22 protein-coding genes are annotated in these 21,118 nt (G+C 36.0%); 15 read left to right on the forward strand and 7 right to left on the reverse strand.

Annotation, left to right across the window (positions count from 1 at the left end; genetic code table 11):
* Window positions 1–280, forward strand: a 280-nt coding sequence (locus tag KQI64_RS08705) for a hypothetical protein (protein WP_442912075.1), incomplete at its 5' end; no start/stop codon positions are given.
* Between the two features lie 65 nt (window positions 281–345).
* Here KQI64_RS08705 and KQI64_RS08710 read toward each other — a convergent pair.
* Both KQI64_RS08710 and KQI64_RS08715 read right to left on the reverse strand, forming a co-directional pair.
* The gene (locus KQI64_RS08710) at window positions 346–573 is read right to left on the reverse strand and encodes a DUF2188 domain-containing protein (protein ID WP_216524294.1); all 228 of its coding nucleotides are present in this window, start codon (window positions 571–573) and stop codon (window positions 346–348) included.
* A 16-nt stretch (window positions 574–589) separates the two neighbouring features.
* Window positions 590–850, reverse strand: coding sequence for a hypothetical protein (locus tag KQI64_RS08715; RefSeq protein ID WP_216524295.1), 261 nt, complete (start codon window positions 848–850; stop codon window positions 590–592).
* 364 nt (window positions 851–1,214) lie between these two features.
* On the opposite strand from KQI64_RS08715, the gene KQI64_RS08720 reads away from it, so the two are divergent.
* Together KQI64_RS08720 and KQI64_RS08725 are read left to right on the forward strand one after the other, a co-directional pair.
* Window positions 1,215–2,591 (forward strand): AAA family ATPase, encoded by a 1,377-nt coding sequence (locus KQI64_RS08720; RefSeq protein ID WP_216524297.1) that lies wholly within the window; start codon window positions 1,215–1,217, stop codon window positions 2,589–2,591.
* On the forward strand, window positions 2,581–3,468 hold the full coding sequence (locus tag KQI64_RS08725; protein ID WP_216524298.1) for an RloB family protein: 888 nt from the start codon (window positions 2,581–2,583) through the stop codon (window positions 3,466–3,468). Before KQI64_RS08720 ends, KQI64_RS08725 begins: the two co-directional genes overlap by 11 nt.
* 289 nt (window positions 3,469–3,757) lie before the next feature.
* Here the strand turns inward: KQI64_RS08725 and KQI64_RS08730 are convergent, their stop codons facing one another.
* From KQI64_RS08730 to KQI64_RS08740, 3 genes are all read right to left on the reverse strand, one after another.
* Window positions 3,758–5,125, reverse strand: a complete 1,368-nt coding sequence (locus KQI64_RS08730; protein ID WP_216524300.1) for a DNA primase family protein — start codon at window positions 5,123–5,125, stop codon at window positions 3,758–3,760.
* A 5-nt stretch (window positions 5,126–5,130) separates the two neighbouring features.
* Complete coding sequence (locus tag KQI64_RS08735) at window positions 5,131–5,427, reverse strand: helix-turn-helix domain-containing protein (protein ID WP_216524301.1); 297 nt, start codon at window positions 5,425–5,427, stop codon at window positions 5,131–5,133.
* Between the two features lie 215 nt (window positions 5,428–5,642).
* Complete coding sequence (locus KQI64_RS08740; RefSeq protein ID WP_216524302.1) at window positions 5,643–5,849, reverse strand: hypothetical protein; 207 nt, start codon at window positions 5,847–5,849, stop codon at window positions 5,643–5,645.
* Window positions 5,850–6,014: 165 nt separating this feature from the next.
* Here KQI64_RS08740 and KQI64_RS08745 point away from each other — a divergent pair, with 165 nt between their 5' ends.
* The 3 genes from KQI64_RS08745 (at window position 6,015) to KQI64_RS10655 (ending at window position 8,229) form a co-directional block, all read left to right on the forward strand.
* Complete coding sequence (locus KQI64_RS08745) at window positions 6,015–6,860, forward strand: helix-turn-helix domain-containing protein (RefSeq protein WP_216524303.1); 846 nt, start codon at window positions 6,015–6,017, stop codon at window positions 6,858–6,860.
* Window positions 6,826–7,743, forward strand: a complete 918-nt coding sequence (locus KQI64_RS10650; RefSeq protein ID WP_216524305.1) for a tyrosine-type recombinase/integrase — start codon at window positions 6,826–6,828, stop codon at window positions 7,741–7,743. Before KQI64_RS08745 ends, KQI64_RS10650 begins: the two co-directional genes overlap by 35 nt.
* 75 nt (window positions 7,744–7,818) lie before the next feature.
* Window positions 7,819–8,229: a tyrosine-type recombinase/integrase gene (locus KQI64_RS10655; RefSeq protein ID WP_216524306.1), complete on the forward strand. Its 411-nt coding sequence runs from the start codon at window positions 7,819–7,821 to the stop codon at window positions 8,227–8,229.
* 606 nt (window positions 8,230–8,835) lie between these two features.
* On the opposite strand, the gene KQI64_RS08760 is transcribed toward KQI64_RS10655, so the two are convergent.
* Both KQI64_RS08760 and KQI64_RS08765 read right to left on the reverse strand, forming a co-directional pair.
* Window positions 8,836–10,473, reverse strand: a complete 1,638-nt coding sequence (locus KQI64_RS08760) for a hypothetical protein (protein ID WP_216524307.1) — start codon at window positions 10,471–10,473, stop codon at window positions 8,836–8,838.
* Between the two features lie 848 nt (window positions 10,474–11,321).
* Window positions 11,322–12,158 carry an ArdC family protein gene (locus KQI64_RS08765; protein WP_216524308.1) on the reverse strand — a complete coding sequence of 279 codons (837 nt, stop codon included), beginning with the start codon at window positions 12,156–12,158 and terminating at the stop codon, window positions 11,322–11,324.
* Between the two features lie 234 nt (window positions 12,159–12,392).
* Here KQI64_RS08765 and KQI64_RS08770 point away from each other — a divergent pair, with 234 nt between their 5' ends.
* From KQI64_RS08770 to KQI64_RS10780, 9 genes are all read left to right on the forward strand, one after another.
* Window positions 12,393–12,680, forward strand: a complete 288-nt coding sequence (locus tag KQI64_RS08770; protein ID WP_216524309.1) for a hypothetical protein — start codon at window positions 12,393–12,395, stop codon at window positions 12,678–12,680.
* 265 nt (window positions 12,681–12,945) lie between these two features.
* Entirely contained in the window at window positions 12,946–13,326 is a 381-nt protein-coding gene (locus KQI64_RS08775; RefSeq protein WP_216524310.1) for a hypothetical protein, read from the forward strand.
* 19 nt (window positions 13,327–13,345) lie between these two features.
* Window positions 13,346–13,816: a hypothetical protein gene (locus tag KQI64_RS08780; protein ID WP_216524312.1), complete on the forward strand. Its 471-nt coding sequence runs from the start codon at window positions 13,346–13,348 to the stop codon at window positions 13,814–13,816.
* 229 nt (window positions 13,817–14,045) lie between these two features.
* Window positions 14,046–14,312 carry a hypothetical protein gene (locus KQI64_RS08785; protein WP_216524313.1) on the forward strand — a complete coding sequence of 89 codons (267 nt, stop codon included), beginning with the start codon at window positions 14,046–14,048 and terminating at the stop codon, window positions 14,310–14,312.
* A gap of 601 nt (window positions 14,313–14,913) precedes the next feature.
* Window positions 14,914–15,699: a recombinase family protein gene (locus KQI64_RS08790; protein WP_216524314.1), complete on the forward strand. Its 786-nt coding sequence runs from the start codon at window positions 14,914–14,916 to the stop codon at window positions 15,697–15,699.
* 1,074 nt (window positions 15,700–16,773) lie between these two features.
* Entirely contained in the window at window positions 16,774–17,337 is a 564-nt protein-coding gene (locus tag KQI64_RS08795) for a hypothetical protein (RefSeq protein WP_216524315.1), read from the forward strand.
* A gap of 430 nt (window positions 17,338–17,767) precedes the next feature.
* Window positions 17,768–19,330 carry a hypothetical protein gene (locus tag KQI64_RS08800; protein WP_216524317.1) on the forward strand — a complete coding sequence of 521 codons (1,563 nt, stop codon included), beginning with the start codon at window positions 17,768–17,770 and terminating at the stop codon, window positions 19,328–19,330.
* A gap of 143 nt (window positions 19,331–19,473) precedes the next feature.
* The gene (locus tag KQI64_RS08805; RefSeq protein ID WP_216524320.1) at window positions 19,474–20,781 is read left to right on the forward strand and encodes a radical SAM protein; all 1,308 of its coding nucleotides are present in this window, start codon (window positions 19,474–19,476) and stop codon (window positions 20,779–20,781) included.
* Between the two features lie 146 nt (window positions 20,782–20,927).
* Window positions 20,928–21,110 carry a helix-turn-helix domain-containing protein gene (locus tag KQI64_RS10780; RefSeq protein WP_216524331.1) on the forward strand — a complete coding sequence of 61 codons (183 nt, stop codon included), beginning with the start codon at window positions 20,928–20,930 and terminating at the stop codon, window positions 21,108–21,110.
* Window positions 21,111–21,118: the final 8 nt, after the last annotated feature.

The following is a 21,118-nucleotide window of genomic DNA, read 5'->3' on the forward strand; positions in this document are numbered from 1 at the left end:
AGTAATAGCTACCGGAAATGATAATACAGTAGAATTCACTTACGAGAAAGCCGAAAACGCTGTATCAGAAATCGAATCCGCTATTGAAAAAGAAGATATTTCTGCTGAAAACAAAGAAACCGCTATAGAAATGCTGACCGAAATAAAAGAGAAGATCAATGCTCAAAAGAAGCCGAGTATTATTAAATCAGCTCTGGTCGGTTTGAAAGATTTCTTGATTGGTGTAGGTGCCAGCATTACAGCAACTATTATACAAGCAAAAATGCAAGGATTATTCTAAAAAACTGAACGGTAATACAAGAATAGGGCGGAACCAACATGGCTCCGCCCTTTGTGTATGATGATTTAGAATCTCGTATCTCTCGGCGGGCAAGAATCATTACCGTAACTGTCTTTGTCGCGGATCCTGCCGTCCTTACCGTGAATCACAAGCTCGCTTTTTTGGTTTTTGGCGATATCTTTTGCGTATGCAATAGCCGCTTTTTGAGTGTTGAAATTCTTTGTTGCTTTTGTTGCTTTTTCAGCTTTAACCTGCCAATTTTTTCCGTTTGGAACAACGTGTTGATTAGCCATAGTATTCATTCCTTCCTTATTGGTATATAGTGTAGCGTTTCCATGGGATACGCGACGGGTGGATGCCGGCAAGAAAATTCACAATATCACGTCTGCCATCATAGATGGGCGTTCCTCGTGAGTTTTGAGCCATGAGGATTACCGGAACTTGTCCGAAATACTGTCTAAATCCATTTCGAACAGTTTCTTTATTGGTGCTGTTCAGCACATGAGGCTTTACAACCGCAATCGCAAAACATACACCTTGCTCTTTTACAAGCGCTCCGTCAAATTGCATTTGGAGACCTCCTTTCACGATTATTTGATGAAATTGTCTCCAAACTATTGATTTAGGAATGAAAGTGTGGTATTATTCAAATGCGACTCTGAATTTACTTTGCTAAATTCAGTTTGGAGAGGCGGACTTTTTTGGTTCGCCTTTTCTTTTTGGCACTCGGCGCTTTCGACTGCCAATTTCATCACTATAAGGATAACACCATTTTTATAGATTGTCAATACCTAAATGTGAAAAAATCACATAAATCGACACAATGCTTTTGGGTTTATTAAGATTATCTAAAATTCGCATATTGACAAAGTGAAAAATTCACATTATAATAATATATAGATACTATCGTATCTATATATTAGGAGGAGATAATATGTTGATCGGTTTTTCTGTGTCCAATTACAAGTCGTTTTTGGAACAGCAAAGTATTTCTTTGCTTGCAAGCAGAATCAGCAGGCACAAAAACCACGTTGCAGAAATAGCAAATAAAAAGGTGTTGAAATCAAGTTTGATTTTCGGTGCCAATGCAGGAGGAAAGAGTAATTTTATTAGAGCTGTATCTTTTTCAAGAAATATCATTCTTTTTGGATTAAACGGAACTGATACCAGTAAAAAGTATTTTAGAATAAAGCAAAACGCAAATAAGATTCCCGGTGTATTTGAGTATAGATTAATTGCAAATAACACCGAGTATTCGTATGGTTTTGCGTTTTCTTATATCACAAAAGAATTCCTTTCCGAATGGCTCGTTAAGATTTCTAACGATACCGAAACAGTATTGTATGATAGAAGTATTGATGAAAACGGAAATAGTATTATTTCATCTGACGTTATTGATAATGATGATGAAAGTACATTACGATTAAAACTGTATCTTGAAGATTTCGGTAACGGTATTTCAGATACTTTAAAGAAAAAAACAATTTTAAGTGATATCGCTCAACGAAGTAGTATTCAGTCTGGCGTAATTAAGGAAATTATCGATGTTTATAAATGGTTTCAAGACTTAATTGTTATATTCCCGCAATCAAAATACGCTAACTTAGGTAGTATTGTAGAAGATCATGATAGTAAGGATAGCTTTTCCAATTATCTTTTGAATTTTGATACAGGGATTGAATCAATAGAAAGCCAGTTGATGGAATTTGATCTGGATAAACTGTTGAGTGATATTCCAAAAGAGAAAGCCGATCAAATAGAAAATGAAATAGCTAATAGAGTTACTTATAGCCCAGTAACATTAAAGATTAATGATCAGAGATTTGTTTTGAAACAAAATGAGAATGGTGAGATAGTATATAGTAAAATGCTTTTAAATCATGGCAACGCTGATGATTTGTTTGAATATTCTGATGAATCAGATGGAACACAACGCCTTTTTGATCTTATTCCGATTTTCTTTGCGCTAAAGCAAAACAGAGTTATATTAATTGATGAAATCGATAGAAGTCTTCACACAAATCTAACAAGGAAATTTATTGAACTGTTTTTCTCTGTATCTAGGAATAATTCGAGTCAACTAATAGCAACAACTCATGATTCTAACTTATTAGATTTAGACTTATTACGACAGGATGAAATATGGTTTGTAAAACGAGAGAAAGATCACAGTTCTAATATCTATTCTCTGAATCTATATAAAGAACGCTTTGATAAAAGAATCGAAAAAGAGTACTTGATTGGAAGATATGGAGCAACTCCAAATTTAGAAAAATTGGATGCTTTTGAGGAAGTGATAGATGATGAATAAGTTTCGTTTGTCTTCAAACGCTTTCGAAAGAGAGTCCGAAGAAGAAAAAATATTGCCCAAAAAATTGTTTTTTATTTCTATCGAAGGGAACGTTACAGAAAAACAATATCTTCAAGGTTTATCAAAGTACAGAGAAGATTTAGGAATCGATGCGCTCGTCAATGTTGAGGTGTTGGAGCGGAGGAATTCAGATACTAACAGCGCGCCCTCGCATGTAATAGAGTTGCTTGAAGAGTATCTTGATCTCAGAAAACTTGATAAAGATGATATGATCAGCGAAATCCCTGCAAGCCTTATTAATCAATTTGGAGAGTCGGTTATTAAACAATATATTGAAGATGCCTCACAAATTGAAGAAGGAAAACGTTCCTCAATTAATACTCAATTAACTAATTTCGGATATGATTTAGAGTATAGAAAGTATCTCCGCAAATTCGGTGGAGATTCGGATGAATTTTGTATCCTTATTGACAGAGATATACAAGCACATCCAGAAACAAATATGAATAATTGCATTATTCACTGTAAAAATAATGGTTATTCTTGTTATGTAACTAATCCGTGTTTTGAATTTTGGTTACTTTTACACTTTTCAAATGTTATTGAAGAATATGCTGATAAACTTGGAACCATTAAAGATAATAAGAAGGTTTCAAATGCGCATACTTATGTTAGTAATGAATTGTCAAAAAAAGCACATCATGGAAAGAAGATACGTGACTTTGAAACTACCTATTTGCCCAGAATAGATGATGCTATTACTCATGCCAAGGCGTTTCCGTCGGATGTCGATGAATTGGTTGATAATATTGGGTGCAATATTTGGAAACTAATTGAAAAAATGAGGGCATTCGATCCAACGGAATTTATAGAATAACTACTACAATTTGACTTAACAGAAAATCAGTATTATAGTGGAACTCAGCATGGAATTCCAACAGAAGAAGAAAAAAAGCGGTGCATAGGCGTTGTTGTCTATGCACCGCTCACATTTTTCACACACATCACACACATCACAGTAGTTTTTGCGTTTTATAATATATATAACAAGAATAATATGTAAATTATGATATTATTAATAAAGTAGTGTGATTTCCGTGATAAGTATGATAATGGCTTAAACAAGCCGTTTTTGACGTCACGCTTGTCACGGAACGTCACAGTTGTCAGAAGTTGAGATTGATATAGCTGTCGCTGACGCTGATTCCGAGGAAGCCTCTGGCGCGTTTTGTGCCGTGCGAAGTGTGCAACGCAAAAGGCTCGTTGTGACCTTTTATGCCGAATTGCCTTCCCTTCGTTTTCATCATATTGAGAAAGCTGCGTTCTTTTAGCGGCGTGAGCATGTTATCTCTGCAAAAGTGCTCATACGCAACATAAAGCGTTGACGAGTGGGCGCGTAGTCCTTCACCTATATTGATACCGTCACATTCATTAAGAAACATCAGCACGCTGTCGTTCTCTTGCTTAAAACTGTCGCTCTGTGCCTGTGTGCGGTCGCTGACGGCGATTTTGTAGTTGCTGCATATCAGAGCATTCAGTCCTTCCAAAAGCCACAGGAGAACGCCCTCGGCTTCGTTTTCGAGGATTTCGCGGTCAATGAACGGGTCGTCCGCGCGGTCAGGGTCTTTGGGCTTTGCCTGCAAAATGAGCTGCCGCCGCTGGAAGCCCTCGGACAAGTCGTAGAGCGCCTGCAAGGTGAAGTTGCCGAAGCAGATGAAGCGCACATACGGCTTGATCGGATTGTCCTGCACAAACTTCTTTTGCGCCTGAATGGTGGTTTTGTTGGTGACGAGGTTCTTGAATGTCCGCGCATTTTTGAGTGCGCTCTCGCTGAGATCGTCGTCGATGAACAGCAGCTTGTTTTCGACGTTCGCTACGCCGAAGGGCGATTGCAGAACGCTTAGGCTTTCGTTGTAGCAGTTGAGATCGCCCAATATGCCGTTAAGGATCGCGCCCAGCACGCTTTTTCCTTCGCCGCCGTTGCCGATAATGATGAGCGCCTTTTGCAGTACGGTCGTCGGCAGCAGGCAGTAGCCGCAGAATTGCTGCAAGGTTACCTGATCGTCGGGAAAGAACACGTCGTTCAGATACCGCAGGAACCGCTCGGGCTTCGGAGCGTTGGGGTTGTAACTAATCGGAAAGCGGTTGATACAGAATTCCTTTTCTTCGCTAAACACCGTGATCAGTCCGTTTTCGTCCTTGGACAAGGTGCCGTTTTGAAAGTGCAGTTTTTCAAGATCAGGCTTCGGCGGCTCCATATAACAGTGCGTTTTGATGCTGCGCAGCAGCTTTTCCGCCTTGTCGCCGTGATTGGATTTGACGTAATCCATGATCTCGTGACTGATGATTTGCCGCGCCTTGCCGTCCTCGATCGCGCCGTCTACCGAATAGAGCTTGTTGTTGATACAGCGCACCTGATAGCGTTCGATAAAGGTTAAAATGTAGAGCTTTTCGTTGAGTTTACGATTTGTGCCGTTGCCGTATGTCCATAGAGGATATGCCGATTCTTTATTCGGGTTCTTATTCGGATGCAATCAGCTCACCGTCCTGCCGCTATGGGTCGAATACCGCCGAAGCCGATCACCTTTGTTTTGGGTTGGAATTTTTCCGCTGTCGGGTTGCTCAGATACTCGATCAGCACGTCGAGGTTGATCAAAACCTTGTTGCCTGCTTTCAGCTCCGGCAATATGCCGTCTTTTATCAGTTGTCGAAGATAATTCTCTGTTATCGCCGTGCCGGGACATTCCTCTTTGATTTTATGTACTGCGTCCTTAACGGTCAGGACGACCGGAATTTTTGTTGTTGCAGCTTGCTCCGCTGTTGGATAGATGTTCATGTATGATACTCCTTTAGTATATTTCAGGTGATTTGATTTAACAAGATTGTAAAATGTGTATTGAAATAAAGAAAAATGAAAAAGACCTTTATAAATCCCACGAAATATGTTAGAATATCTGTAGGACTATAAAACGTGTGTATGGTTTTTGGTCTCAGCCGTTCAGAGTGTTCCAGCACTTTGAGCGGCGTTTTTGATTTTGAACACAGTTCTTGTCAATTGGGAATACTCACCTCCGTTTGACCGCGCTTTGACGCGATCTCGTCAATGATTGAAAAAAACCGCTGTTTTTCCGCATTTGGAAGCTCGCGTCGGAGCATTCGGGTCATGGTAGGGTCGCTGACCTTAAGAAATTCTGCTATTTCCCAAAGCCGCACACCCTTTGTTTTGGCTGTGCTTCTGATGTCTGCATTTGCTAACATATTTTCCGTCCTTTCGTTTTTGCTCTTGACAAATCAATAATGATGATTTATATTTGTAGTATGATTTACTTTACATATTCATTATACAGCAAATAAACCATACTGTCAAACGAAATCATTGAATTTTGCATAAGTGCAAATAAAATTGACAAGGAGGGAGAGTTAATGGCAAAAGCAAAAAGAAATGTTCAGGACAACTACAACTCTGTTTTCGCAAAACGGTTGAGAGAGCTGATTGAAAGCACCGGCGTTTCTCAGGCGGAGCTCGCCAACTCTGTCAGTGTGACAAGGCAGGCGATCAACAGCTATACGCTCGGCAATACGGTTCCCAATTCTGATGTGCTGACAGATATTGCAAAATATTTTGATGTTTCTTCGGATTATCTTTTGGGGTTGATTGATATTAAATCGAACGACACAACCGTAAAGAGCATTTGCGAAAAAATCGGTTTGAGCGATAAATCTGTTAATCTTTTGATTGATCTCAACCGTATCAAAAAGCTCGAGAAAGAAGCGCGAACCCTTTTGGCGAAAGACACTAATCGTAATTTAGTAAGAGAGTCTGATTATTTTGATTGTGAATCGTCAAACAAACTATTCTCATATTTGGACATAATAAACTACTTTACGGAAAATATAACATACTATTGGAACGGTATGGAGATTTTAAGAAGAATTGCTACCGTAAACATATACGGAGATGAGGATGATTCGAGTATAGAGACAGAAGATGATAGATTACTATTAAACCCGGATTATTCTCATTATCGTTTCGGCAAATTCATCGAAGGCGAAGAATACGCGCTATTCTTAAAACAATTAGTCGAAAATGAATTTCACACAATGCTTAGTGATTTTGAGAATGATGTGAACCCATTTGACGAAGAAGCCACAAAGTACAAATTACCGCGTCACGAGGAGTCAATAAAGAAAAGATGCAGGAAGTTAGAGGAAAGAATAGAAGATATAAAAGAAGGTGAAAAAACTGGCAACCATAGAAAAGAGGAATAATTCCTACCGCTTCATTGTGTCCTGCGGCTACGACATGACCGGCAAGCAGATCCGCAAAACCATGACATGGAAGCCGGAGCCGAATATGACCGCCAAGCAGATTGAGAAGGAAGTGCAGCGGCAAGCCACGCTGTTTGAGGAACGCTGTTTGAAAGGACAGGTGCTTGACGAAAACATTCGATTTGCCGAGTTCGCCGAGATATGGATGAAAGACCGCAAAAACGATTTGCGGCCGCGCACCTACGCCCGGTATGAGAGCCTGCTGCCGCGCATCAACGCCGCGATCGGCCACATCAAGCTCTGCAAAATTCAGCCGCCGCATTTGCGCGCGTTCTATGCCAATCTTGCCGAGAACGGCGTCCGGCTCGACACCAAATACACCTGCAACATCAGCATGGACGATTATCTGCGCGAAAATGAGCTGACGACCGCCGCGCTGTGCCGTCGTTCGGGACTCTCTAACACGACGATGATCTCCATTCGCAAGGGGAACAACGTCAATCAACAGAACGCCGAGAAGCTTGCCGCTGCGCTCGAAATGCCGCTGTCGGAGCTGTTTACGCCCGTCGGTGAAGGTCACAAGACGCTCTCGGGCAAGACGATACAGCACTATCACCGCCTGATTTCGGTGATCCTGCATACCGCCGTTGAGTGGGGCGTGCTGTTCTCAAACCCTTGCGACCGCACGAAAACGCCGAAAGCAGAGGAAAAGGAAGCCAAATACATTGATGAAGCGCAGGCGGACGCGTTGATCAGCGCGATCGAGACCGCCGATGAACTGCACCGCACCATTGTGCGACTGCTGCTGTTCACGGGAATGCGGCGCGGCGAAGCCCTCGGCTTGAAGTGGTCGGATATCGATTTCAAAAAGGGAACGCTGTAAATCTGCAGCACGATTCAGTATCTCCCGAAACTCGGTATTTTCGAGGACAAGCCGAAGAACAAGAGCTCCGAGCGCGTGATCAGACTGCCGCAGACAAGCCTTGACGATTTGCGCGCGCACCAAGCCATACAGACAGAGCAACGCCTTGCACTCGGCACCTATTGGAAGGGAACAGAGGACTATATTTTCACCAATCCCGAAGGCAAGCCGCTCAAGCCCGACAGCGTGTCGAGCTGGTTTTCCAAGTTTATGAAGCAGCACCCGGACATTCCGTTCATCACGCTGCACTCGCTCAGACATACCAACGCCACGTTGCAGCTCGCCGCCGGCGTGCCGATCACTACGGTGTCAAAGCGTCTCGGTCACTCCAACACCGCTACGACCGGCAGGGTCTACGCTCATGCGATTCAATCCGCCGACGATCTCGCCGCCGAAAAGCTCGACGATTTATTCATCCAACAGAGAAAGAAATCCGCTGCAAGCTGATATAAAAAGACCGCTGCCATCACGACAGCGGTTTTTTCATGGGTTTTATTCAGAAGTCGACAGCGGCAAAGTCAAAAAAGCAAGCGGACGGCACTAAATGAATCAGCCGAAACCCCGCCGTAAATCCCTATAACTCTCTGTATAACCCGATACCCATAAACACCAAATAAACCCCAAACCGAGGATTTTTGACCCATTCACGAAGCATCAGAACAGCACGGAACAAAAAGAAAAGTCTTAAAAACGGCTTAAACAAGCCATTTCTAAGACTTTGAGTTTGGCAGGGGCAGAAGGACTTGAACCCTCGGCACGCGGTTTTGGAGTGGCAGGATAACAAGTTTACAAAGTGTTATTAAGTGTTATTCTGTGTTTTGTTGTTTATTATGCTTAAAATATCTATCGTGGATTTAGCTAAAACGCCGATGAAAAAGAGAAACCGTAGAATTTTTTTCGGAAATCGGTTAGATAAATCATTAGATAAACCGCCTATCAGCTATCCGATCATTATTCCTTTAATTGAATACAGTAATCAACTGTCTTGAATTAAGAGAATAACCATAAAGGTTTGTTTTCCGCTACGGCGTTCTAATCTCTTGCTGCTGTTTTTTATATATATTCGTCTGCTTTATCCATTAACCGATCAGCTTCATCTTTAAGCCTATAGGGATTGTTGCTCTTTTCAAATTCTTCTCTTTCAGACACACAAGCCGATATTTTACTATCTAAATCTTTCTTCTTTGAAAAAGCAAATATACCTAATCTATCTCTTTCCTGTTGTAAGGACTTTTCGTCTTGCTTGTATTCGTTTATTCTATCAAGATATGCTTTTTGTTTCGCTTCAAATTCTTCCTTTTTTTCATTTGACATAGATATACAGCTATTGATGTGTTCAATCAGTTTATCTAAATATTGAAAAATCGCTGTTTCCATATTTGAAATGAAATAGTCATATAATTGTTCTAAATTATCAGCCTTAACATTACTGCCCGTTAATTCAGAAAGAGTTATCAGTTTTTTATCAAAGAATATCGCTATTATTTGTGAAGATACCCCTATATTTTTAATTTTGGATTCTATAATCTTCTTTAAAACACTTCTTTCCATCTTACTAAAGTCAACTGCATTTCGACTGATGTTCCTACAAATCCAGTCTGTTAATTTTCTGTTGCTTGATAATGCTAACCTCAACTCAGAAAAGTGTTTATTAACTATTCGCACCTTATCTTTATATACTGATTTAAGTGTTTCTATTTCACTTTTTCCAGTATAAGATGAATACACTTTTGTTGCTTCACTGATTTTTGCAATATCTGCTGAGTGTTTAATACAATATGACTTTATTTCATCACATAAGACACTATCTTGAAGCAAGAACTTTGCTGTTTCAAATGTTTCAAAATCTATAAGATCGTATTTTATTATCGCTTGGTATATATCAGGATTGTAAGGACAACAGATAAACGCCTGAGTAAGAATATCCTTTTTATTTTGGACAAGTTTTAAGTTATTCAAGATACCGCTTGAACGAGCCAAATCATACTCTTTTAGTATTCGTGAGTCAAACTGTCCGTTATCCGCTGATTTGTGTAAAAACATTTCAGTAAGTTGCGAAACAAACAAACTAAGCGATTCTGCTACTCTTGGATAATACTTATTAACAAGGACATTGTTTTCTCTTTGCTGTTGTCTATCTCCTGTTGTCTTATTTAATGCAGACATAGCAGATTGAAACTCTCTATTTGCTTGATTTGTTTGTTTTTTTAATGTGCTTGCTTCCATAGCACTGTAAAGCAAAGCCGATGATAAACTATTTGTCCATACTGAAAAGCCCATGCCAGTAATATTTGATGAAGCAGATGAATAAGCACTATTGTATCCAGCTTGCCATTCATTCATAGAATCAATAAGTATATTTCGCATTTCTTCTAATGTTTCATGACATACTTGCTTTAGTTGTAAATAACCTTTATTGTTATAAACTAAATCTTGAAGGGTTATATCATATACATTTTGTTCTAACAGATTTTTTATTACTTTTTCGCCTGCTATTTTCATAGGAGATTCATAGTATGAAAAACTATTTCCATCGTCACTCCATTCTTTTCGCTTCATTTCTGATAATAGCAAAGGCATTAAGTCTTTATCTAACATATGTTCAAAGTAGTTTAAATACTTGATAAAATCCTTTAGCTGATATGGTATGGTATATTCGTTGCCTAAAAATTTTACTAACTTATTCTCCATGCTGTTCCTCCAATAAAAAAGACGCACAACCCGAAGATCATGCGTCAAAAAACACGATACTTCAAACTGTCGCCAAACAATTTACTACATATCTTCATTTCAAAAGTATGCTATAAGAAGTACGCATTTTTATCAAAAATGATAAAAATAGCATAACAAAAGAAATGAAGAAATATTCTATACACTTATTCATTTTGTAGTAAAAAGTTTGGCATAATCATTTTAGCATATCCTCCTGCTTAACGCAATAGAAAATAATAAATATTATATATAAAATACTATTTTTAATAGCAAGTATTGTAATTGGCTTTAACGAGCAAAACACAACGGTATATTAATATTTTTACCCGAAAGATATGTGAAGTTGGTATTTACCTAACCTTGATAGAATAGTAATTAAAATGTGTAAATATCCCCCCTTTTACACCGAAAATTGCACCGAATAAGCCCACAAAAAGCAAAATTAATCTAAAAACAAGCGAAATATCCCTTTATAACACCTCTGTTTTGCTTTTATTTTGCCGCTGATCATGCTTTTTCTGTTTCATAGTCAAATTATTTTCAAATAAAAAAATCAGCTTAGAAACGATTTTAGACGAAAAAAGACTATATATTTTCAGCCTGATTTTTTTGCTCTGCCGCTGTCAGCTTTTTATTTTATCAATACAAATAAATAACATTGCAATAGCTTTAATTTGCTTATATTTGCCCTGTGTTGCATTTTTAGCTAAAATCAATAAAATTAGCTTGAAACAAAAAATAAGCCTATACACGCAAAATAAAGCTAAATAAACGCAATACAAAAGCCCACCTTTTTTGATTAGGTGGGCTTGATTTATATTATTTGTTTATTGGTTGCCGAGAATATAATTGACTGCTTTTTCTGCCTTGCTTGCTGCCGAAACGATAAACCTTTTATCATTCTTTAAGACTCTTAACCAACTTTGAATATAAGCGGTTGTATTTCTGAAAGTCTTTGATGTTTCAAGATTTAACAGATTCATCAATGTTGCCGATCCTATTTCTGCGACAAGCTCTTCTTTGCTGTATTCCTGAGAGCCGAACGCCGCAACACTTGTTATTCTGTTTAATCTTGACTTGTTGCCTGTGCTGTGTGTTATTTCGTGAAAAGCAGTTGCATAAAAGTCATTTATATTCTGATACTGTTTTTTGGTAGGTACTACAACTGAATCAGTAATAGGCGAATAATACGCTTTATCGCTGACAATCTCTTTATAATTGATATGTTCCCTTGTTACATAATCAATTATAAGTTTTTCCGCTGATTCAATGGGCTTAACTTCTGTTTCGTTTGTTGTAAGAGGTGTAACCCCTTCAACATCTGAGATGTGAAACACGTTGTAATACTTCAAAATCGGGATTCCGACAACAACCTTTTCGCCGTCTTTGTTGACTTCCTCTTTTTCAATGATATTCCAGTAAACAACCATTTCAGCTCTCGCACCCTTGCGAATATGACCGCCGAGGTTTTGCCATTGTTTGAAAGTTGCGTATTCTCCGCGATGCTTCAAAAGCATTTGATTCAATAAGCTGTAAGGCTTGCGGCTGATTCTGTTGAATGCTCCACCGCTAATACCTGACCATGTTTTTTCCCATGGGATCAATCCTTTTTCTAATTGATCGATGATCCTATCTGTTATTGTTTGGTAGATATCGAATTTCATAATTTACACCCTTTCAAAAAATATCGTTGAGGTTTGTCTTTAATTAGATTATACACCTATTGGTGAATCAAGTCAATATGGGATATTCACCAATAAGTGACTACACTTTTAGGTGAATGTTTGTAAATAATGTCAATAGACAAACTTCACCAATAGGTGTATAATATAGACAAGATAAGACGAGGGAACGCCCTCAGAGCTTAATCAAATCTATTTTCAAAAGGAGTTTTCACTATGTTGACAAATGAAAAAATCAAGGAACTGAACGCAAAGATCGAAGCCCTCAAAGAATGGGAAGCACTTGCAAAGGAAGCCGAAGCAGAAGCCGAAGCAATCAAAGATGAAATCAAGGCAGTTATGAACGCCGAGGAAACCGAGGAAATGACAGTTGATACCCACATTGTCCGCTGGACTTCTGTTCTCTCAAATCGTTTCGATACAACATCTTTCAAAAAGCAGTTTGGCGATCTTTATAAAGCCTTTACGAAGCAGACGAAGAGCCGCCGCTTCACAATAAGCTGATTAACCCCCATTAAAAGCCCCTCTACCATATCAGGCAGAGGGGCAACAACTGAATAAATTTGACGAACTTAAAGCAACAACCCCTGATGAATATGACTATTCATTTATTCAATACCTGAATAATTGTTTATCTAAAAATGGTTTTCTCGAAGCCGTCAAATGCGGTTGATGATTTGCAACAGCGGTTAGATTAAATAACCGTTGTAACAAGTTATCAACAGATATTAACAACAGATAACAATTTTAAGAAAGAAAGGTGCTATTTATGCCAAAAATTCAAAATGTTGAGATTCCCACCGCTGAAAAAATTAACCTCACCCGTGAGCAGTTGCCTGAATTAGCCGATATTATCGACATTAATGGCGCAAATAATTTATATTATTTCGTGACTGCGTTCAATCCCATTAACGGCGAACTTTCGCTCATTCACTTTGAGAATACTATTCTCGGCAATCCGCTCCAAATCAAGGCAACGGAGAACTTTTTCACATTGTTTTCAAGTCTTTGCCCGGATATTATCTACGCCGACTATGAGTTAAAAAAGATTTCTAACTGTTGCATTACTAAAACAGAATCAGCTATTGAAATCTTGTTTGACTATTTCGATATCATCAACGTAAAAATCATATTGTCGGATTTTATATGATGGGAAGGAGGTGAAAAACATGAATAATAAAGTTGCACCCTTTAACGAAATCGGCAAAAACACATGGGCAGATTTGCTCGATAGTGGATTTGAACGAATCCCGAATGAGAAGCTGGAAAACCTTGTTTCAATCATCGGAACCGTTCCTGCGTTTGATTTTCTTTTTAATGCAGATAACATGGATTCAGATGATCTCGATAATGGAGAATTATGCACGGTATGTTATATACCTTTCGGATTCAGATTTGATAATTTGGTGGAGTTGGTTGTCGCTCCTGCACCCTATGATTCCAAAATCAAATACTTGTACCTGACTAATCGTGACGAAGAAGAACCCCTCAAAACTCCGATTTTCAGTTTTCCGCTCAAAGAAATCGATGATTTCATTTTCAGTAAAGGAGAGGAAGAAATCGAAATCTATTTCCGTTATCGTACATTATCAATCAGCTTGATTCTAAAATGTTTTTACGATGAAACAGAAGAAATATAGTTGATTAAAACAATAGGCTTGCCGCTGCGAAACGGTAAGCCTATTATTCAACAAACGCAAAATTATAAAAAGAGGTTGGAAAAATGATCTTGTATTGAGTTTGGACAATTTAACGCTTATCTGAAATGGTAAGCCCGATAAACTAATGCTCCTACCAACCTACTTGAAATTATCGAAAATACATGATATATTTATAAGTGAAGAAAATAAAACAAAGGGGCGGTTAAGTATGACAGTTGCAGAATTTATAAATATGATTATTAATAAGCAAAACATAACAAAAGCATCTTTATCGGATAAACTAAGCATTAAGCCAAATAATTTACAAAACAAATTGAACCGTGACAACTTCACAAGTCTTGAATTATCGGAAATAGCCGATGTATTAAATATGAATTTGGTTTTTAAAGATAAAGAATCAGGTGAGGAATATTTAATTGATTATCCTGCGGATAAGAAATTTCAGCCTAAACGAAACAATAAAAAAAAATATTAAATTAATATTGCTATATGCTAAATCTTAATTATAATACAAATCAAAAAACGCTTTAGAAATCCGATCGGAAAACTAAAGCGTTTAATTTGTTTTTTCACTCTACAATAATAAGAAGTGGCGTGAACCCCTTAAAGAGCATTTTGTTTTTCCTGATTTTTCAAAAAATCCAAATCGTTTTGAAGTCTGACTTTTGACCAACGTGATTTTGACAAGGTGTGTTGGAGATTTTTAATTCTCAGGTCAACGAGGTAATCAACCTTATTATATACTCTTTCCGATTTAGTGACTTTGAAAATCAAGAAAAGAAATTTAATTCTGAACGACAAAACCAAACTTTTAATCTGATTCATTTTAATCAAACCCCTTTTCAATAGAAAGACAAAAGTATTTATAACCTATGGTATACTTATATTATAATTCCTAAATAGAAATTTGTCAAGCAGCGGCAAAGACGAATATTTGTATCACTTTGGAGGTGGAAATAAAAAGTATCAAAAACTTTTGAAAACCCCTTGAAATTCACTTATAAGTGTGGTATAATCGTGATATGGAAAGTATAAAAAAACACGTTCGTCTTTATTGATACAGAAAGGAGATTATTATGTATTACTTTTACGCGAGGGTATCAACCCCCAGCCAGCGTATGGAACGACAGACCGATGCCTTTATTGAGTTTGGCAAAAATCAATTTGGATTATCAAAGGAAGAAGTAGAAAATAACACCTATAAAGAGAAGTACACAGGAAGAAAAGTGATAGAACGTCCTCAGTTTAAGGAATTACTCAGCAAAGTAAAGACAGGTGATACAATCGTTTTTGATTCTGTTAGTCGTATGAGCCGATCCGCAGAAGAAGGTGTAAACCTCTATCTCAAATTATTTGATAAGAGGATAAACTTGATTTTCTTAAATGAAATGTATATTAACACAGAAACTTACAAATCAGCCCTATCAAATAGTATTGAGCTAACGGGAGATATTATTGATGATGTATTGAATGGAATTAACAGTTATTTGAAGAAGTTAGCCACAAAACAAATCCGACTTGCATTTGAGCAAGCGGAGAAAGAAGTCAATGATCTTAGTGACAGGACTTCTAAAGCCTTACAAGCAAAGAAACGAAGAGGCGAGCCAGTAGGCGGTCAAACTCAGATCGGCACGAAAAAGAAATCCAAAAAAGCCGAAGCTGTTAAACCTCTTATTCTTAAATACTCAAAGGACTTTCACGGACACAATAACGACTTTGAAACCATAGGCATAATAAAGCAGATTACAATTAAAACGCTTGCCCGAAATTCTTATTATCGTTATAAACGAGAGTTAGCCGAGGAAATAAAAACCAAAGACAAGAGCGAAATAAACGAAATACTTAAATCAAAAACAGCATAACCTTCAAGGTGTAGAGCATGATGCAGCTCTACGCCTTATTTTTTTACTTTCAACCTAATAACGATTTACAAAACGCTCATATTTGCCCTATATCGCATTTTTAGAGATAACTAATATAATTTCATTACTACGGCATAAAACGCAATACAAGCTAATTCTCGGCGTTTTAGCGCATATACGGCATTATTAAAGGTATTCTACAACATTTTTCATTGTCATAACGCATTAAATTTGTATTGCTATATCATGCTATTTTATGAATAACACACAAACAAAAGACAAATTAATCTTGTTTTGCAAATAGTAAACAGCAACGGTATTTATAATTCTTTTATAGAATTAAATTCTTTTTAAGCAGAATAAACCCTTGATAATAGGTTACTTCTTGGTTGTTGTGCGTTTTGTACAAATACACGGTGATAATTTGTGCATTTTGCAAATGCAGACATAATACTTGGTTATATGGGCAATAAGTACGGTATTTTACGTTGTATATCTATTAGTTAGCGTTGCCTAACTGACGAATTATACCCGATATATCAATTTTTGTCAATAGTAATAATGCCGAGATTATCACGCTGCAAAACTTGATTTTAGTGATTTACTAATAAGGAAAAGTCTAAAATCTTTCTACGATATATACAAACAGACGCTATATCTTATCTGAGAATTTAGAAATAGTTAATAAATTCAGTTCGATAAAATAGTCTAAATGATATGTTTTTATCGAACTGAATTGCAGAAAAATACAATTTTATGATTTTGACAATTAATAAAAATATGGTTAAGGTAATATTAGATCAAATGAAATTACAACAATAAACAGTCATCACGAAAAAATTGATTATTCATTTTTTCAAAAAAAGTTTTGATTCTTATTTGTTGTTTGAGAATGAAATTTGTATAATAAATTATAACAAGATTTTTCTCAACCCCCTGAGAGAGCAACACGCAGAAAGGATAAGGTGATTCCCATGCGATATTAACAACAGGATATGCGGTCAGAATATCGACATATCGACAACACAAACACTAATGAACAGGAGCGAATAAACATGAAACCAAAAATGAAAAATGGATTTGAAGTCAATAGAACGCTTATCAGCAAACGACGATAAAATGTATAGGGAATTCAAAAATGATTTAATCCTTGAACAACAAGACGGTAAGAAACGAGAAGGAAATTTAATTAAACTGAAAAACAATATTTACAATTACATACGAAATGTTATGAACGCAAAATCTAATGACATTATGTGGACTTGTTATCAATCAACTTGGATTGATAATAACGAGGACGAAGATAAAGCAAATAAAAAGACAAAAGTATTTCATGGTATATTAAAGGGTAAAGGCTATTCACTCCCTGAATGTTTTGCCCCCGTAAACTGCAAGGGAACAAATCAGTATGGCAATCGACACGTTTTAGTATATGCTTGCAATTATTATCTTCAACCTCAAATTAAAAATTTCTTCAAATTTAATGGAATAGAGATAGACGAAGATATGTATTCGCTAAATGCGTTACTTCAATGGATTTGGAGATCAGCTATTAGAAATAATGAACCCATTACTATTTATATTCCCTCTCTTAGAATGAGGACATTGCTTCAAAAATGGTTGAATGGTGAAATTTAATTCTATATAATACCCCCGTCTTTGTCGTTTCGCTACGCTACACGACACGCCCCCTTTAAGGGGCTAAAGAACGTCTTGCTACGCAATCCGTAATTAATCTATTATGGTTTTTAGCACGATTTTTCTTGTAGACCGTGCTAAACTTTGAAAAAAATGGCTTATCTATGCGGTTTTTTGGGGGCTAATCTTAAAGAAAAGAGATATTTTATTATTAATAAAAAAACAAGAAAAATTTATACTTAAAAAAGAAATCTAATGCAAAACTTCACCGCTAAAGCGGCTCATTTTGCTTCAATTCGGGAAAAGAAAATCCTATTAATGGGCAAATATTTTCCACCATTATAAGCTAACTTCTTTCCCGAATTGGACGGATTTGAACGCCTTTAGGCGTGAATAATCCGATAATATCTAATAATAGGGAGTGATTAAGATGATTAAATCGGGAACATTAAGACCGATTATCAATGAATCAATCGAAAAGAAAATAGTAAGCAAAGTAATGATGTTGGTAATGCTCACATACTGCTATTATCAAATCGAATATAAAACTTCAATCAAAGCTGAGATTAAATATTTTCAAAAAATTATTGAGAAAATTAAATCAATACTAAATAAACATGAATCAAAAAGCACTTGTGATTATTATTTTGAAGCTGTACAAGTTGCAGTAGAAGTTAATCAAGAGTTAGCTAAAGATTATTTATTGTCTGCTAATCAATTCGATCAAATTACTAACCTGATTAGCGGTGAATACTGTTATCGGGGCAATTACATTAAAGACAGTTTATTTAAGTTAGTTCATAAAAAACGGAATAGTACATTGTCAAAGAATGAGCTGAAAATGTATATACTTGAAAATGACAAAATAGAGTTTATTCTTGAAAGCCTTGGTTGTCAAAAAATAAGATATGTTTCAAATCCTAAAGGCGATGACTATTATAAATGTACTAATCCAGATGGTAATAATCCCGAAGCTGTTAGAGTTTATACAAATAAATACTTGAATGTTACTAACTTCACAAGGAATTATAGCGACGTAGCAGATATTTTTACTTTGATTCAAGTCAATAAAGGATTGGATTTCGGACGGACTCTAATATACGTGAATCAACTTTTAGGATTAACAAAGTTGACAGACTCAGAATTACAAATGTTGTCTATTGAATCAAATGCAACTAAAACCAAAATTGAGCGTGAAGCGAAAAGTAAAAAAGAAAAAGAAAAGCAAGAAGCCCTTGCAAGATATAAAAAGGCTTTAGATAACAACCGTATACTATATGAATCTGCACAACCTATTTTGACTATGGATTGGTTTAAAGAGGGGATTATTGAACCAACAAGACGGGCTTTTGGTATTCGTCATTTTGATTACGATGGTAAATATGAGCAAATAATTTTCCCGATTAAAGATTGCAATTCAGGCGAAGTTATAGCGTATCAGAGAAGAATGATAATAGACAAAGACGAAGAACAGTTAAGAATTGCAAACGGTCAGCCTAAATATCTTGTTACTGAGGGTTATAACAAAAGTAAAAATGTTTATGGATTATGGGAAAATAAAGAATCCATTGAAAAGGAAAAGCAACTCGTTATTTTTGAATCCCCGAAATCAGTAATGAAAAGATGGACGTTTCAAGATCGGACTGCTGTTGCTATACAGGGACATGATATGTCACAGACTCAACGTGATATTATTGGAAATGTAGCAGCTTCAAGTTTGATTTCTGCTGATATGGAGTGTACATTAACAGGCGAGATAAATATTCCGTGGCACAAAACAGAGGTAATAATTGCGTTTGATAAAGATATAAGCGAAGAAACCGTTTTAAACACTTGTGATTATTTACATAATCACGCATACAGTAATGGATTTAACATTAGTTACATAATTGATAAATGGGGAATATTAAAAGATAAAGAATCCCCTGCTGATGTAGGTATTAAAAAATATAAATTCCTTTTTGATAACAGGATAAAATATAATCCTGCTTAGAAAGATGGTGATTCAAAATAAATTTTCACCTAAAAAAAAGTGTGGTTGCTACCGCAAACTACGCTCATTAAAGAGGATAACACAGCGGCGATGCAAAAACAAACTTGTGATTCTCGCCGCTGAATGAAAAGAGGTAGATAAAAATGATAGATTTATCTAATATTGGTATTGATTTTGAAGATCAAAATAAATGTTTTGAACTTGAAAATAATAGCACAAACAACTCAACTAACAAAATAAATCTTGAAGAATTAGATTTAGAAATAACCCGAAAATGTAATTATAGATGTAAACATTGTGGGCGAGGTGAAGCCCAAAACAAAACAATATCTAAAGAGATAATAGATAGATTGTTTGATTGCATTGATAATACAATAGATAATATTCTAATAACAGGCGGTGAGCCTTTATTGGTAATTGATATGATTGAATATTTTTGCAACAAGCTCTTAAACAGTAAAATAAATGTTTCCATGCTTGAAGTTATAACAAATGGGAATGTATCTGTTGAAGCAAATAATAGATTATTGCAAATTTTCAAAACATTAATAAAACATAAGAATATTATATGTAGCGTAGGTGTTTCCGATGATAAATTTCACGCAGAACAAGATAAATCAGGTGAATATTTAAAGACATATTTGTTTTTTAAAATGTATGAATCATCAAAATTAATTGTTAAATTAAAATCACCATTCGCACAAACGGCAAATCATTTATATCCCCTTGCTATTGCAGGAAACGCAAAAACATTATTCAATAATAGTAACTATAAAGATTATATTGAAAATGATATAACGTTCCCAATTTATAAAGCTGAGTCATATTTATACGCATATGGGCATCGAATCCCGATAATAAATAATTCAATTCCTTGTAGAATATCAATATCGACAAATGGTGATTTAAATTTATATCAAATATGGGAGTATACAGAAAAAGATAAGCATAGCATAGGTAATATTATAAATGATGATATAAAAACAATAGTAAACACATATAACAAACAAGCTCTTGTAGAATGTTACGAAGAAAAAAATTATCGTCAAATTTATAATATGTTGTTAAATTTACATTTGTTTTCCGATGATTTATCAAGTGCAGTAAAAAAAGAATTAACAATTTATAAATACTGTTTTCAAAGGATATTTAATGCAAGAAAAATATTTTTTGAGTTATTCCCTAATATTCCAGTCAAAGCTATTAGAGAGCATTTTAAGCTTATAAGCCTTGATAATTGGATTATGATGTTATATGCAATATATCAACAAGTGTATAAAGGGCAAAAGCGTTTTAACAATAATCTTAATAAAGAATGGTGTAATATTTTTCTATCAATCCTTGAAGATAAAAAAACTAATCTTGGCGAAAAATATAATCTATTTTCGGCAAATAAAGAATATGTAAAAGAATATATGATTTTTCATTTTGGCGATTTATGCAATATATAAAAAATATAGCGATATAAAAAATATAGCGGTGGTGCTGTTTGCGTAGCATCGCCGCTGTAAAGAAAAAAAATAAAGAAAGGACAATTTGCCTATAAGATATTATTTTTGTAAATTGATGGTGAATGTATATGAATGAGAGTAAAGAAATGTTTAGAGAATATCCCGATATTCTACGAATAGACGAAATTCAATCTATGTTGCAGATCGGTAGAAATTCAGCTTATGATTTATTGAAACAAGGGTTGATTAAATCAATTAAGATTGGCAAGAAATATATTATTCCAAAGCAAAGCGTAATTGACTTTGTAGAATCCGCTTGCAATAATTAGTTATCCGC

Origin of the sequence: Lachnoclostridium sp. MSJ-17 (genome assembly GCF_018918205.1) — a bacterium.
Classification (GTDB): Bacteria; Bacillota; Clostridia; order Oscillospirales; family Acutalibacteraceae; genus Ruminococcoides.